12 protein-coding genes, 1 tRNA gene and 1 pseudogene are annotated in these 14,518 nt (G+C 57.4%); 13 read left to right on the top strand and 1 reads right to left on the bottom strand.

Features of this window, described 5'->3' with window-relative positions; genetic code table 11:
- The first annotated feature begins 181 nt into the window (after positions 1-181).
- The 4 genes from carA to OU997_RS02750 are packed head-to-tail and all read left to right on the top strand — an operon-like array spanning position 182 to position 5,479.
- Positions 182-1,330: a glutamine-hydrolyzing carbamoyl-phosphate synthase small subunit gene (gene carA / locus OU997_RS02765; protein WP_108488859.1), complete on the top strand. Its 1,149-nt coding sequence runs from the start codon at positions 182-184 to the stop codon at positions 1,328-1,330.
- Positions 1,331-1,366: 36 nt separating this feature from the next.
- Positions 1,367-4,588 (top strand): carbamoyl-phosphate synthase large subunit, encoded by a 3,222-nt coding sequence (carB, locus tag OU997_RS02760; RefSeq protein ID WP_267808853.1) that lies wholly within the window; start codon positions 1,367-1,369, stop codon positions 4,586-4,588.
- On the top strand, positions 4,585-5,061 hold the full coding sequence (gene greA, locus OU997_RS02755) for a transcription elongation factor GreA (protein WP_108490542.1): 477 nt from the start codon (positions 4,585-4,587) through the stop codon (positions 5,059-5,061). Before carB ends, greA begins: the two co-directional genes overlap by 4 nt.
- Positions 5,033-5,479 (top strand): DUF4149 domain-containing protein, encoded by a 447-nt coding sequence (locus tag OU997_RS02750; RefSeq protein ID WP_267808851.1) that lies wholly within the window; start codon positions 5,033-5,035, stop codon positions 5,477-5,479. Before greA ends, OU997_RS02750 begins: the two co-directional genes overlap by 29 nt.
- Before the next feature lie 48 nt (positions 5,480-5,527).
- Here the strand turns inward: OU997_RS02750 and yhbY are convergent, their stop codons facing one another.
- Positions 5,528-5,839 carry a ribosome assembly RNA-binding protein YhbY gene (yhbY, locus tag OU997_RS02745; RefSeq protein WP_108489543.1) on the bottom strand — a complete coding sequence of 104 codons (312 nt, stop codon included), beginning with the start codon at positions 5,837-5,839 and terminating at the stop codon, positions 5,528-5,530.
- A 103-nt stretch (positions 5,840-5,942) separates the two neighbouring features.
- On the opposite strand from yhbY, the gene rlmE reads away from it, so the two are divergent.
- The 9 genes and pseudogenes from rlmE (at position 5,943) to nusA (ending at position 14,518) form a co-directional block, all read left to right on the top strand.
- Positions 5,943-6,566 (top strand): 23S rRNA (uridine(2552)-2'-O)-methyltransferase RlmE, encoded by a 624-nt coding sequence (gene rlmE, locus OU997_RS02740; RefSeq protein WP_108489544.1) that lies wholly within the window; start codon positions 5,943-5,945, stop codon positions 6,564-6,566.
- Between the two features lie 181 nt (positions 6,567-6,747).
- The gene (gene ftsH / locus OU997_RS02735) at positions 6,748-8,664 is read left to right on the top strand and encodes an ATP-dependent zinc metalloprotease FtsH (RefSeq protein ID WP_267808850.1); all 1,917 of its coding nucleotides are present in this window, start codon (positions 6,748-6,750) and stop codon (positions 8,662-8,664) included.
- 8 nt (positions 8,665-8,672) lie between these two features.
- Positions 8,673-9,523, top strand: a pseudogene (gene folP, locus OU997_RS02730) (dihydropteroate synthase).
- Positions 9,524-9,541: 18 nt separating this feature from the next.
- Positions 9,542-10,879 (top strand): phosphoglucosamine mutase, encoded by a 1,338-nt coding sequence (gene glmM / locus OU997_RS02725; RefSeq protein ID WP_108489547.1) that lies wholly within the window; start codon positions 9,542-9,544, stop codon positions 10,877-10,879.
- A gap of 65 nt (positions 10,880-10,944) precedes the next feature.
- Positions 10,945-11,700, top strand: a complete 756-nt coding sequence (gene tpiA / locus OU997_RS02720; protein ID WP_108489548.1) for a triose-phosphate isomerase — start codon at positions 10,945-10,947, stop codon at positions 11,698-11,700.
- 4 nt (positions 11,701-11,704) lie between these two features.
- Positions 11,705-12,088, top strand: a complete 384-nt coding sequence (secG, locus tag OU997_RS02715; RefSeq protein ID WP_108489549.1) for a preprotein translocase subunit SecG — start codon at positions 11,705-11,707, stop codon at positions 12,086-12,088.
- Between the two features lie 32 nt (positions 12,089-12,120).
- Positions 12,121-12,206, top strand: a tRNA-Leu gene (locus OU997_RS02710).
- 301 nt (positions 12,207-12,507) lie between these two features.
- A complete protein-coding gene (rimP, locus tag OU997_RS02705) occupies positions 12,508-12,969 on the top strand; it encodes a ribosome maturation factor RimP (RefSeq protein ID WP_108489550.1) in 462 nt (153 codons plus the stop codon).
- A gap of 67 nt (positions 12,970-13,036) precedes the next feature.
- Complete coding sequence (gene nusA / locus OU997_RS02700) at positions 13,037-14,518, top strand: transcription termination factor NusA (protein ID WP_233686448.1); 1,482 nt, start codon at positions 13,037-13,039, stop codon at positions 14,516-14,518.

Raw genomic sequence — 14,518 nt, 5'->3', positions numbered from 1 at the left:
CTGTGTCTTGCCTGCAACTGGCGGTGGACCAAAAAAGGACTTTCCTGTAAGCTTTCTGCTTTAGTGTGTCCACTAAAGTTGCGCAGAATGAATCAGATAAAAAAGCGGGGTGACGGTCGATACGTCATCCCGCTTTTTTACAATCTGCGTTTGCTTCACGTTTTGATTTTCGGAGGTTTTCTTGAGTAAGCCAGCCCTTAAACCTGCCATTCTGGCTCTTGCTGATGGCAGCATTTTTCGCGGCGAGGCCATCGGTGCCGATGGCCAGACTATTGGAGAGGTGGTTTTTAACACCGCCATGACCGGCTATCAGGAAATCCTTACCGATCCTTCCTATGCCCAGCAAATCGTTACCCTGACTTATCCGCACATCGGCAACACCGGCACCACGCCGGAAGATGCCGAGTCAGACCGCGTCTGGGCTGCCGGCCTGATCATCCGCGATCTGCCGTTGATCTCCAGTAACTGGCGCAACAAACAACCGCTGGATGAGTACCTCAAGGAAAACGGCACCGTTGCCATTGCCGGCATCGATACCCGTCGCCTTACCCGCATCCTGCGTGAAAAAGGCTCACAGAATGGCTGCATCCTGGTTGGCGACGACGCCACCGAGGAAAAAGCCCTTGAGCTGGCGCGCAGTTTCCCGGGGCTGAAAGGCATGGACCTGGCCAAAGAAGTCAGCTGCACCGACCGTTACGAGTGGCGTTCGAGCACCTGGGAGCTGAAAAGCGACAGCCATCCTGAAGTCGCCGCCAGTGCTCTGCCTTACCACGTGGTTGCTTACGATTACGGGGTCAAGACCAACATCCTGCGCATGCTGGTCGAGCGCGGTTGCCGCCTGACTGTGGTGCCGGCGCAGACGCCGGCTGCCGAGGTGCTGGCGCTGAATCCCGATGGCGTGTTCCTCTCCAATGGCCCAGGCGATCCTGAGCCGTGCGACTACGCCATCCAGGCGATCAAGGACGTGCTGCAGACAGAGATTCCGGTCTTCGGTATTTGCCTCGGTCACCAGTTGCTGGCTCTGGCTTCGGGCGCCAAGACCCTGAAAATGGGCCATGGTCATCACGGTGCCAACCACCCGGTGCAGGACCTGAAAACCGGTGTGGTGATGATCACCAGTCAGAACCACGGTTTTGCCGTGGACGAGCCGAGCCTGCCGGCCAATCTGCGTGCCACCCACAAGTCGCTGTTCGACGGCACCCTGCAGGGTATCGAACGCACCGACAAGGACGCCTTCAGCTTTCAGGGTCACCCTGAAGCCAGCCCTGGCCCGCACGACGTAGCCCCCTTGTTTGACCGATTTATCGAAGCCATGGCCAAGCGCCGTTAAGCCCGCCGACTGACCCAAGGATTCGAGAGAGAGAACATGCCAAAGCGTACAGACATTAAAAGTATCCTGATCCTCGGTGCTGGCCCGATCGTTATCGGCCAGGCCTGCGAGTTTGACTATTCCGGTGCCCAGGCGTGTAAAGCGCTGAAGGAAGAGGGTTACCGCGTCATTCTGGTCAACTCCAATCCTGCCACCATCATGACCGACCCGGCCATGGCGGACGCCACCTACATCGAGCCGATCAAGTGGTCCACTGTGGCCAAGATCATCGAGAAGGAACGCCCTGACGCACTGCTGCCGACCATGGGCGGCCAGACCGCGCTGAACTGCGCCCTGGATCTGGAAAAGCACGGCATCCTGGAAAAGTTCGGCGTCGAGATGATCGGTGCCAACGCCGACACTATCGACAAGGCCGAAGACCGTTCGCGCTTCGACAAGGCGATGAAAGACATCGGTCTGGCGTGCCCGGTTTCCGGAATCGCCCACGACATGGAAGAAGCCTACGGCGTACTCGAGAAAGTCGGCTTTCCGTGCATCATTCGTCCGTCCTTTACCATGGGAGGCACCGGTGGCGGTATCGCCTACAACCGCGAAGAGTTCGAAGAAATCTGCGCCCGCGGTCTGGACCTGTCGCCGACCAATGAGCTGCTGATCGACGAATCCCTGATCGGCTGGAAGGAGTACGAGATGGAGGTGGTCCGCGACAAGAAGGACAACTGCATCATCGTCTGTGCCATCGAAAACTTCGACCCGATGGGCGTGCACACCGGTGACTCGATCACTGTGGCCCCGGCGCAAACCCTGACCGACAAGGAATACCAGATCCTGCGTAACGCCTCATTGGCGGTGCTGCGTGAAATCGGTGTGGAAACCGGCGGCTCCAACGTGCAGTTCGGTATTTGCCCGAACACCGGCCGTATGGTGGTGATCGAGATGAACCCGCGCGTGTCACGTTCCTCGGCGCTGGCCTCCAAGGCCACCGGCTTCCCGATCGCCAAGATCGCCGCCAAGCTGGCCGTGGGCTACACCCTTGATGAGCTGTCCAACGACATCACCGGCGGTCGTACCCCGGCTTCGTTCGAGCCGGCCATCGACTACGTCGTGACCAAAATCCCACGCTTTGCGTTCGAGAAATTCCCCAAAGCCGACGCCCGCCTGACTACGCAGATGAAATCGGTTGGTGAAGTGATGGCCATCGGTCGCACTTTCCAGGAGTCTCTGCAGAAAGCCCTGCGCGGCCTGGAAGTCGGTGTGTCAGGCTTTGATCCCGTGCTGGACCTGAATGACCCAGAAGCTGAAAGTACGCTGCGCCGTGAACTGACCGTGCCCAGCGCTGACCGCATTTGGTACATCGCCGACGCTTTCCGCGCCGGCAAAACAGTTGCTGAGGTCTTTGAACTGACCAATATCGACGAATGGTTTCTGGTGCAGATCGAAGACCTGATCAAAGACGAAGAGCGGATCAAGACCCTGGCGCTGTCCAGTATCGACCGCGACTCGATGTTCAAACTCAAGCGCAAAGGCTTCTCCGACATCCGTTTGGCCAAGCTGCTGGGCGTTACCGAGAAAACCCTGCGCAGCCACCGGCACAAGTTGAAGGTGCTGCCGGTATACAAGCGCGTGGACACTTGTGCGGCCGAATTTGCCACTGACACGGCTTACATGTACTCAACCTACGAGGAAGAGTGCGAAGCCAATCCGTCGAGCCGCGACAAGATCATGATCCTCGGTGGCGGGCCGAACCGTATCGGTCAGGGCATTGAATTCGATTACTGCTGCGTACACGCCGCGCTGGCCATGCGTGAAGACGGTTACGAGACCATCATGGTCAACTGCAACCCGGAAACCGTCTCCACTGACTACGACACCTCCGATCGCCTGTATTTTGAGCCGGTGACTCTGGAGGACGTGCTGGAAATCGTCCGCGTCGAGCAGCCGAAAGGCGTGATCGTGCAGTACGGTGGGCAGACCCCGCTGAAGATCTGCCGCGCCCTGGAAGAGGCCGGCGTGCCGATCATCGGTACTTCGCCAGACGCCATCGACCGCGCTGAAGACCGCGAGCGTTTCCAGCAGATGGTTCAGCGCCTCGGCCTGCGTCAACCGGCTAACGCCACTGCGCGTAGCGAAGACGAAGCCCTGGCACACTCCAAGACCATCGGTTATCCGCTGGTGGTGCGTCCGTCCTACGTGCTGGGCGGTCGTGCCATGGAGATCGTCTATCAGGAAGACGAGCTCAAGCGTTACATGCGCGAAGCCGTGAAAGTGTCCAACGACAGCCCGGTATTGCTCGACCACTTTCTTAACTGCGCCATTGAAGTCGACGTGGATGCGGTGTGCGACGGCGAAACCGTGGTGATCGGCGCGATCATGCAGCACATCGAACAAGCCGGTGTGCACTCCGGTGACTCGGCCTGCTCGCTGCCACCGTACTCGCTGCCAATGCACATCCAGGACGAGATCCGTGAGCAGGTCAAGAAAATGGCTCTGGAGCTCGGCGTGGTCGGCCTGATGAACGTGCAGATGGCCGTGCAGGGCGAAGATATCTTCGTCATCGAAGTCAACCCGCGCGCCTCGCGTACCGTGCCGTTCGTCTCCAAGTGCGTTGGGGTGTCCCTGGCCAAGGTGGCTGCCCGCGTTATGGCGGGCAAGAGCCTGGCTGAAGCGGGTTACACCCAGGAAATCATCCCGCCGTATTTCAGCGTCAAGGAAGCGGTATTCCCGTTCGCCAAGTTCCCAGGGGTCGACCCGATTCTCGGTCCAGAGATGAAATCCACCGGTGAAGTGATGGGGGTCGGTGATACCTTCGGTGAAGCCTTCGCCAAGGCCCAGCTGGGCGCCAGCGAAATTCTGCCGAACTCTGGTTGTGCCTTCATCAGTGTGCGTGACGACGACAAGCCGCTGGTGGCGGACGTGGCCCGTGACCTGATCGGTCTGGGCTTTGAAGTGGTCGCCACTGCCGGCACCGCCAAGCTGATTGAGGCGGCTGGCTTGCCAGTGCGTCGTGTAAACAAGGTGACCGAAGGCCGTCCGCATGTGGTCGACATGATCAAGAATGACGAAGTCACCCTGATCATCAACACCACCGAAGGCCGTCAGTCCATCGCTGACTCCTACTCCATCCGTCGTAACGCTCTGCAGCACAAGATCTACTGCACCACCACCATCGCGGCGGGGCAGGCGATCTGCGAGGCGCTGAAATTCGGTCCCGAGAAGACCGTGCGCCGGCTGCAGGATCTGCATGCAGGAATCAAGGCATGACCAAATACCCCATGACCGTTCAGGGCGCGCGCGCCCTGGAAGAAGAACTGGCGCATTTGACCAAGGTGGTGCGCCCCAAGCTCAGTCAGGACATCGGCACGGCGCGCGAGCTGGGTGACCTCAAGGAAAACGCCGAATACCACGCCGCACGCGAGCAGCAGGGCATGGTTGAGGCGCGTATCCGTGACATTGAGGGGCGTCTGCAGAATGCGGTGATCATTGACGTCACCACTATTGAGCACACCGGCAAGGTGATTTTCGGTACCACTGTGGAGATCGCTAACTGCGAGACCGATGAAAGTGTGGTCTACCAGATCGTTGGTGAAGACGAGGCGGACATCAAGCAACGCAAAATTTCCGTTGGCTCACCCATCGCGCGTGCTTTGATCGGCAAGAACGAAGGGGATGTGGTGGTCGTGCAGACGCCCAGTGGCGCGCTCGAATATGAGATCGTCGAGGTTCGCCATCTCTAAGCCCGGTGCGCGGGATGCCGGTGCAATCAGCTGGCTGCTTGCCCAGACACTCTGGGTTGGCGGCCTGTGGTTGCTGCATTTTTTGTTGCTGCCTGCGATTGGCAAGATGGGGCTGGCGTCGTTGCTGGTAGAAGAAATCAGTAATACCCTGCGCCCATTGTTGGTCGGTCTGAGCGCTAGCTGCGTGGCCGTGCAGGTGCTGGTTTTATTACGTGCGGGGCGATTGAACAGTCTTTGGCGTGATATGCGCGGTCAGCTACTGCTGATTGTGGCGGTTATGGCCGGCAGTTATTTTGCAGTGCGCCTGCTGTTGCCGGAGCCTGAACTCTGGTTGATGTTCAGTTACTTGGTGATGGCATTCTGTGGTTTGTTGCTGGTGTTGCAGCCGGTGCCGGATCGATTGCGCCGCAAGCACTAGTCTGGGCAGTGCATGGCAAGACGTTGTGCGCCTTGCCATGCATATGCATCAGCCCTGGTGGCGATGCACGTTGGACAGGTTCTTGTTCACCTTGGGGTTCTTGCGGTAGATCAGTGCCATCTTGCCGATCACCTGTACGGTCTCGGCATTGCCGGCTTTGCACAGCTCGCTGATGGCGGCCAGGCGATCTTCACGCTCGATGATGCGTAATTGCACTTTAATCAGTTCATGATCGCTCAGTGCGCGCTCCAGTTCAGCCAGCACACCTTCGGTCAAACCATTGTCTGCCACGATCAATACAGGCTTCAGGTGGTGGCCGATAGATTTGAATTGTTTCTTCTGCTCTTGAGTGAGCGGCATAATCTGATTCCTGCATTTAATCTGGTAAAAAACGGCAGTTAGTTTACCCGAGCGTCCTCGGGGCCGCCCAGATATTCATGCGTTGCACAGTTCGAGGTATTGCGTGGCCCGTTCCAAGACCAGTCAAGGTTGGCTGAAAGAGCATTTCAACGACCCCTACGTCAAAATGGCGCAGAAGGATGGCTATCGTTCGCGCGCCAGCTACAAGCTATTGGAGATCCAGGAGAAGGATCGCATCCTCAGGCCTGGTATCACTGTAGTCGATCTGGGTGCGGCCCCTGGCGGTTGGTCGCAGGTCACCAGTCGGGTGATCGGTGACAAAGGTCGCCTGATCGCGTCAGATATTCTGGAGATGGACAGCATCCCTGATGTCACCTTCATTCAGGGCGACTTTACTGATGATGCGGTGTTTGCCCGGATACTCGACGCCATCGGGGATAATCAGGTGGACCTTGTGATTTCCGATATGGCCCCCAATATGAGTGGTGTAAGGGAGTCGGATCAGCCGCGCGCCATGTACTTGTGTGAGTTGGCTCTGGATCTGTCGGCGCGAGTCTTGCGGCCCGGTGGTGACTTTCTGATCAAGATCTTCCAGGGCGAAGGTTTCGACCAGTACCACAAACAGGTGCGCCAGATGTTCGATAAAGTGCAGATGCGCAAGCCGCTTTCTTCGCGCGATCGCTCGCGTGAGCAGTATTTGTTGGCGCGTGGTTTCCGCGGCATTTGATGGTTAGCGCTGAGATAGCGGTTTGTTTCTGGATCTTGTGGTCCTGGAACAAATAAAGGGTTACAGACGGCGTCTGCCAGGAGTGGGCGTTGTGTAGTAAGTTAGATCGGTACATAACTGGTCGTCATGCGAAGTGCGCTTCGGCACGGGGCCTGCTTCAGAGGGTAGTTAATTGAACGACATGGCAAAGAATCTGGTCCTGTGGCTGATCATCGCCGCTGTCTTGGTGACGGTGATGAACAATTTCTCCAGCCCGAGTGAGTCGAACAAACTCAACTACTCGGAGTTTATCCAGCAGGTTCAGGGCGGTAGCGTCAAGCGCGTGACCGTGGATGGTTTCACCATCAGTGGCACGCGTATCGATGGTTCGCCGTTCGAGACTGTGCGTCCGGCGATTCAGGACAACGGTCTGATCAAGGACTTGATGGACAACAACGTCGAGATCGTCGGCAAGCAGCCTGAGCAGCAAAGCATCTGGACCCAGTTGTTGGTTGCCAGCTTCCCGATCCTGGTGATTATTGCCGTGTTCATGTTCTTCATGCGCCAGATGCAAGGCGGTGCGGGCGGTAAGGGTGGACCGATGAGCTTCGGCAAGTCCAAGGCGCGTCTACTCTCCGAGGATCAGGTCAAGACCACCTTCGCTGACGTCGCTGGTTGCGACGAGGCCAAGGAGGAAGTCAGCGAGCTGGTTGAATTTCTACGTGATCCAGGCAAGTTCCAGCGCCTCGGCGGTCGCATCCCGCGCGGCGTGCTGATGGTTGGTTCGCCAGGTACCGGTAAAACATTGCTTGCCAAGGCTGTTGCCGGCGAAGCCAAAGTGCCGTTCTTCACCATTTCGGGTTCGGACTTTGTCGAGATGTTCGTCGGTGTCGGTGCCAGTCGTGTGCGTGACATGTTCGAGCAGGCCAAGAAGCACGCACCCTGCATCATCTTTATCGATGAGATCGACGCTGTAGGTCGCCATCGTGGTGCTGGCATGGGTGGCGGTCACGATGAGCGTGAGCAGACTCTCAACCAGCTACTGGTAGAGATGGACGGCTTTGAAATGAACGACGGCATCATCGTGATTGCCGCCACCAACCGCCCTGATGTGCTTGATCCGGCGCTGTTGCGTCCTGGTCGTTTCGACCGTCAGGTGGTAGTGGGGTTGCCGGATATCCGTGGTCGCGAGCAGATTCTGAAAGTGCATATGCGCAAGGTGCCGATGGGCGAAGACGTTGCTCCGGCCGTGATCGCTCGTGGCACCCCCGGCTTCTCGGGTGCTGATCTGGCCAATCTGGTCAACGAGGCTTCACTCTTTGCTGCGCGTGCAGGCAAGCGTTTGGTCGAGATGAAAGAGTTCGAGCTGGCCAAAGACAAGATCATGATGGGTGCCGAGCGCAAGACCATGGTCATGTCCGATAAGGAGAAGCTCAACACGGCGTACCATGAGGCCGGTCACGCCATCGTTGGTCGTTTGGTGCCTGAGCATGATCCGGTCTACAAGGTTTCGATCATCCCCCGCGGTCGTGCCCTGGGCGTGACCATGTTCCTCCCAGAGGAGGATCGCTACAGCCTTTCCAAGCGTGCGCTGATCAGTCAGATCTGCTCGTTGTTCGGCGGTCGTATTGCCGAAGAAATGACCCTTGGCTTTGATGGTGTAACCACGGGGGCTTCCAACGACATCATGCGCGCCACTCAGTTGGCTAAGAACATGGTGACCAAGTGGGGCTTGTCTGAGAAGCTTGGTCCACTGATGTATGCGGAAGAAGAGGGTGAGGTGTTTTTGGGGCGCAGCATGGGTAGCCAGCAGAGCAACGTCTCGGCAGATACCGCCAAGCTGATTGATCTGGAAGTGCGCAGCATTATTGATGAGTGCTATGGCACTGCCAAGCGTCTGTTGCAGGAAAATCGCGACAAGCTTGATGCCATGGCGGAAGCGCTGATGAAGTACGAAACCATCGACGCCGAGCAGATCGAAGACATCATGAATGGCCTGGCTCCGCGTGATCCGAAGGGCTGGCAGGGTGGTGATGACAATAACGGCACGCCAACCGCTCCGGTTGAGATAGCCGAATCTGCGGAAAAACCCATTGGTGGCCCTGCCGCTGAGCATTAAGGTTCTTCATGTCTGTTGTTCCTACCTTTAACCGGCTGCCCTGTGGCAGCCGGTTTCTTGATTTAAGCCGTCCGCAAGTGATGGGCATCCTCAACGTTACCCCAGACTCCTTCTCTGATGGCGGGCGCTACGGTCAGCGTGATGCGGCCTTGCGTCATGCTGAGGCGATGTGGCGGGCTGGGGCGACGCTGATTGATGTTGGGGGGAGTCGACTCGCCCGGGTGCGTGCGCGGTCTCTCCAGTTGAGGAATTGGAGCGGGTTGCGCCGATTGTTGAGGCCATTGCTGCCGAGTTGGATGTGATTATCTCGGTGGATACGTCGACGCCAGCTGTCATGCGAGAAACCGCGCGCTTAGGGGTGGGGCTTATCAATGATGTGCGCTCACTGCAGCGTGATGGTGCTCTCGATGCGGCATTCGATAGCGGCTTGCCCGTGTGTCTGATGCACATGCGCGGTGAGCCGAGCACCATGCAGCAGGGGGCTCAGTACGCAGATATTGTAGTCGAGGTGCGTGATTTTTTGCTTGAGCGTATGGCTGCGTGCGCAGCAGCTGGGATTGTCGCTGAGCGGATCATTCTTGATCCGGGTTTTGGCTTTGCGAAAACCTTGGCGCACAATTTGTCGCTGTTCAAGCATGTCCAGGCTCTGCATGCGCTGGGCCGTCCTCTACTGGTGGGTGCTTCGCGTAAAAGCATGATTGGCAAGGTGTTGGGTCACGAGGTCGGTGAGCGCTTGTATGGCAGTCTGGCGCTGGCTGCTCTGGCTGTCAGTAAGGGAGCCCACATCCTGCGTGTGCATGATGTGGCAGAAACGGTTGATGTGGTGCGCATGATCGCCGCAGTTGAAGCGGCAGAATAAGTTAGAGGGATTGGTGGGATGGCTAGAAAATATTTTGGTACTGACGGGATCCGTGGGCGAGTGGGTGATTTTCCCATTACACCGGATTTCATGCTCAAGCTTGGCTGGGCGGCTGGCATGGCGTTCCGCAAGCAGGGCAAGTGCCGCATCCTGATCGGCAAGGACACGCGAATTTCCGGCTATATGTTTGAGTCGGCCCTGGAGGCGGGTTTGTCTGCGGCAGGTGCCGATGTAATGCTTTTAGGGCCAATGCCCACGCCAGCTATTGCCTACCTGACCCGCACCTTTCATGCCGAGGCCGGTATTGTTATCAGTGCTTCGCACAATCCGCACCATGACAATGGCATCAAGTTCTTCTCGGGGCAGGGCACCAAGTTGCCGGACGAGATCGAGTTGATGATCGAAGAGTTGCTCGATACGCCGATGAGTGTGGTGGAGTCCGAGCAGTTGGGTAAGGTGTCGCGGATCAATGATGCCGCTGGGCGCTATATCGAATTCTGCAAAAGTAGCGTGCCAAGCAGTACAAGCTTTGCTGGCCTTAAAGTGGTGGTGGACTGTGCGCATGGCGCTGCCTATAAGGTTGCACCGAGTGTCTTCCGTGAGTTGGGGGCGCATGTCACGGTGCTTTCGGCGCAGCCAAACGGCCTTAACATTAATGACAACTGTGGTTCTACGCATATCGAGGCGCTGCAGGCTGAGGTGTTGGCGCAGCAGGCGGACCTGGGTATCGCCTTCGATGGCGATGCGGATCGGGTGTTGATGGCCGATCACTCCGGTGCGCTGGTGGATGGTGATGAGTTACTGTTCATCATTGCTCGCGATTTGCTGGAGCGCGGCAAGCTGCAGGGTGGGGTGGTCGGTACGTTAATGAGTAATCTGGGGCTCGAATTAGCCTTGGCTGATTTGGGTATTCCCTTTGCGCGGGCCAAGGTTGGCGATCGCTATGTGATCGCCGAGCTGCTGGCGCGTAATTGGCAGTTGGGTGGCGAGAATTCCGGGCACTTGTTGTGCCTGCAGCACACCACCACGGGCGATGCGATCATCGCAGCGTTGCAAGTGCTGATGGCGCTCAAGCGTCGTGGGCAGACGTTGGGTGAGGCGCGCCTAGGTATGCAGAAGTGTCCGCAGGTGTTGGTGAATGTGCGTTTTGCCGGAGGTGTCGATCCGCTGGAGCACCCTGCCGTGCAGGAGGCCAGTGCTCGAGTGACCGAGCAGATGGCGGGGCGCGGTCGTGTGTTATTGCGCAAATCTGGGACCGAGCCCTTGGTACGTGTCATGGTTGAAGGCGATGATGAAGGCCAGGTTCGCGGCTATGCCGATGAGTTGGCTAAAGTTGTTGCGGGTGTATGTGCTTGATTCGGCTTGCCATTCGGGAATCTGTTGGGTAACATCTGCGCCCTCTTTGACCGACGAGGTAAAGCATGCGTCGCCCAATGGTTGCTGGTAACTGGAAAATGCACGGTACCCGCGCCAGCGTTGCAGAGCTGATCAACGGTCTCACTCGGCAGGCCCTGCCTGTCGGTGTGGATGTTGTGGTTTTTCCCTCTTGCGTGCATATAGCCCAGGTTGTTGATGGGCTGGCAGGCAAGGCTGTGGCAGTGGGTGCGCAGAATTGCGCGACTGAGTTGCAGCAAGGTGCTTTGACGGGTGAGGTTGCATCAAGTCAGTTGGCGGATTTGCGTTGCTCTCTGGTATTGGTGGGGCACTCTGAACGTAGGTTGCTGCTGGGCGAAAGCGATGAGGTTGTGACGCGCAAATTTGCTGTGGCGCAGTCCTCGGGCTTGCTTCCAGTGCTGTGTGTCGGCGAGACCCTGGCTCAGCGTGAAGCGGGGCAGACGCTTGAGGTGGTTGCGGCGCAGTTGTCTGCTGTGACTGATGCTTTGGGTGTCGAGGTGTTTTCCGCTGCGGTTATCGCTTATGAGCCGGTTTGGGCTATTGGTACTGGTTTGACTGCGTCGCCTGCGCAGGCGCAGGAAGTGCATGCGGCGATTCGTGCGCAGTTGGCGGCGAAAAGTCCTGAGTTGGCTGGCAAGGTAAGAATTCTTTATGGTGGCAGCGTGAAGGCCGCCAGTGCTGCCGAGTTGTTCGGTATGCCGGATATCGATGGGGGGCTTGTGGGTGGGGCTTCTCTGAATGCGGATGAGTTCGGTGCGATTTGTCGTGCCGCAGGAAGCTGAGAAAATGCTGGAAACAGTTATCGTTGTTCTTCATCTGCTGGGTGCCATTGGTGTTGTTGCGCTGGTTTTGCTGCAGCAGGGCAAGGGTGCAGATGCGGGTGCGTCTTTTGGTTCGGGTGCTTCCGCTACTGTATTTGGTAGCCAAGGTTCCTCTACCTTTTTGAGTCGAGTTACTGCTATACTCGCCACCGCTTTTTTCATGACTAGCTTAGGCTTAGCGTTCTTTGCTAAAGACAAAGCTGATGGTATGGCTCAGGTTGGTTTGCCTGATCCGGCAGTCTTGGAAGTGCAACAGGCTAAGCCAGCTGTTGAAGATGTACCTGTTCTGGATGCAGCTAAGCCGGCTAATGAAGCGGTGGACGTACCTCAGGCTCCCGAGCAGCAGTAACACTCAGTAAGTTGTATGCAAGTAACGATTTTGCCGAGGTGGTGGAATTGGTAGACACGCTACCTTGAGGTGGTAGTGGCCATAGGCTGTAGGGGTTCGAGTCCCCTCCTCGGTACCAATTTTCAGGAAGGCCCGCTCGAAGCGGGCCTTCTTGTTGCTGGAACATCGATTGACCCATTGTTAGGTTCGATCGTATAATCCGGCCCCAGCTTTGATGTGGGATTGAGCAGCAAAGTCGCTCCTCGGGTGTTTAATCCGAAGCTGGCTGGATAAAACCAGTCCCCGCATTGAGTTGCAGAGGAGCCCCTTTTAAGGGGCTTTTTGCTAGCTGGATGACAGCTTTCCCGGCCTTTAGAGGACGGTTTGATGATGGGCGATTCGCCCATTTTTTATTTTTACAGCATGCGCGAGGGGTTCAGGTGTCGAGCAAGCTAGAACAGTTGCAGGCCTTGGTGGCCCCGGTAGTCGAGGCTCTTGGCTACCAATGTTGGGGTGTCGAGTTCCTGTCACAAGGGCGGCATTCTCTGCTGCGGATTTATATTGATAAGCAGCCTGACGGCGTGGTGATCGAAGACTGTGAAATTGTCAGTCGGCAGATCAGTGGTGTACTCGATGTTGAGGACCCGATCAGTGCCGAGTACACCCTTGAGGTGTCATCACCAGGGATGGATCGACCTCTGTTCACTCTTGAACAGTTCGCCGGCCACGCTGGTGAACAGGTAAAGATCAAGCTGCGCTCACCTTTTGAAGGGCGACGCAACTTTCAGGGCCTTCTGCGCGGTGTGGAAGAGCAGGACGTGGTGGTGCAGGTGGATGACCATGAATTCCTGTTGCCGATCGACATGATCGACAAGGCCAACATTATCCCCAGGTTTGATTGAGGCGCGGATCCCCCGCAAGTGGCGCGGATAGCGCGGATCCAATGGATTGCGAAAGGCGAGGCGTACGATGAGCAAAGAAGTACTGCTGGTTGTTGAGTCGGTGTCCAACGAAAAGGGCGTACCGGCGGGCGTAATTTTTGAAGCGCTGGAGCTGGCTCTGGCCACTGCTACCAAAAAGCGTTTTGAGGACGAGGTCGAGTTGCGTGTGGTGATCAACCGCCACAACGGAAGCTACGAAACATTCCGCTGCTGGACAGTGGTTGAAGAAAGTGACTTTGATGATCCTGCACATCAGGTCACCACTGACATGCCGCGTGCGGTCGAAGCCAACGCCAAAGTTGGCGACGTGCTGGAAGAGAAGATCGAATCCATCGAGTTCGGCCGCATTGCTGCGCAAACCGCGAAGCAGGTGATTGTGCAGAAGGTTCGCGAAGCTGAGCGTGCTCAGGTGGTTGAGGCCTATCGCGAGCGTCTGGGTGAAATCATCTCCGGCACCGTGAAGAAAGTGACCCGTGACAGCGTGATCGTTGACCTGGGTAACAATGCCGAGGCCATGCTGGCTCGCGAAGACATCATCTCCCGCGAAACCTTCCGCGTCGGTGTGCGTCTGCGTGCGCTGCTCAAGGAAATCCGTACCGAGAACCGCGGCCCGCAACTCATTCTGTCGCGTACTGCGCCGGAAATGCTGATCGAGTTGTTCCGCATCGAAGTGCCGGAAATCGCTGAAGAGCTGATCGAAGTCATGGGTGCGTCCCGTGATCCGGGTTCGCGCGCCAAGCTGGCCGTGCGTTCCAAAGATAAACGTATCGACCCGCAAGGTGCCTGTATCGGTATGCGCGGTTCGCGCGTGCAGGCGGTTTCTGGGGAGTTGGCCGGTGAGCGGGTCGACATCGTGCTGTGGGACGACAACCCCGCGCAGTTCGTGATCAACGCCATGTCGCCCGCCGAAGTGGCCGCCATCATTGTCGACGAAGATGCCCATGCCATGGACATCGCCGTTGGCGCAGACAACCTTGCTCAGGCCATTGGCCGCGGCGGTCAGAACGTGCGTTTGGCGAGTCAGCTGACTGGCTGGACCCTGAACGTGATGACCGAGGCGGACATTCAGGCTAAACAGCAAGCTGAAACAGGCGATATCCTGCAGCGCTTTATCGACGAGCTTGAAGTCGACGAAGAGCTTGCCCAGGTGTTAGTCGAAGAGGGCTTCACCAGCCTTGAAGAAATTGCCTACGTACCGATGGAAGAGATGCTCAGCATCGATGGTTTTGACGAGGATATCGTCAATGAGCTTCGTGCTCGCGCCAAAGATCGCCTGCTGACCAAAGCCATCGCCAACGAGGAAAAGCTGGCAGATGCCCACCCAGCCGAAGACTTGCTCTCGCTTGAGGGGATGGATAAGGCGCTTGCGCATGAACTGGCAGTGCGCGGCGTTATTAACCGCGAAGACCTGGCCGAGCAGTCGATTGATGACCTGCTCGACATCGACGGTATCGACGCTGAGCGAGCCGGCAAGTTGATCATGGCCGCCCGAGCCCATTGGTTCGAGTAA

The organism is Pseudomonas sp. SL4(2022) (genome assembly GCF_026625725.1).
GTDB lineage: Bacteria > Pseudomonadota > Gammaproteobacteria > Pseudomonadales > Pseudomonadaceae > Aquipseudomonas.
This window is presented reverse-complemented; position numbering and strand designations above follow the sequence as displayed.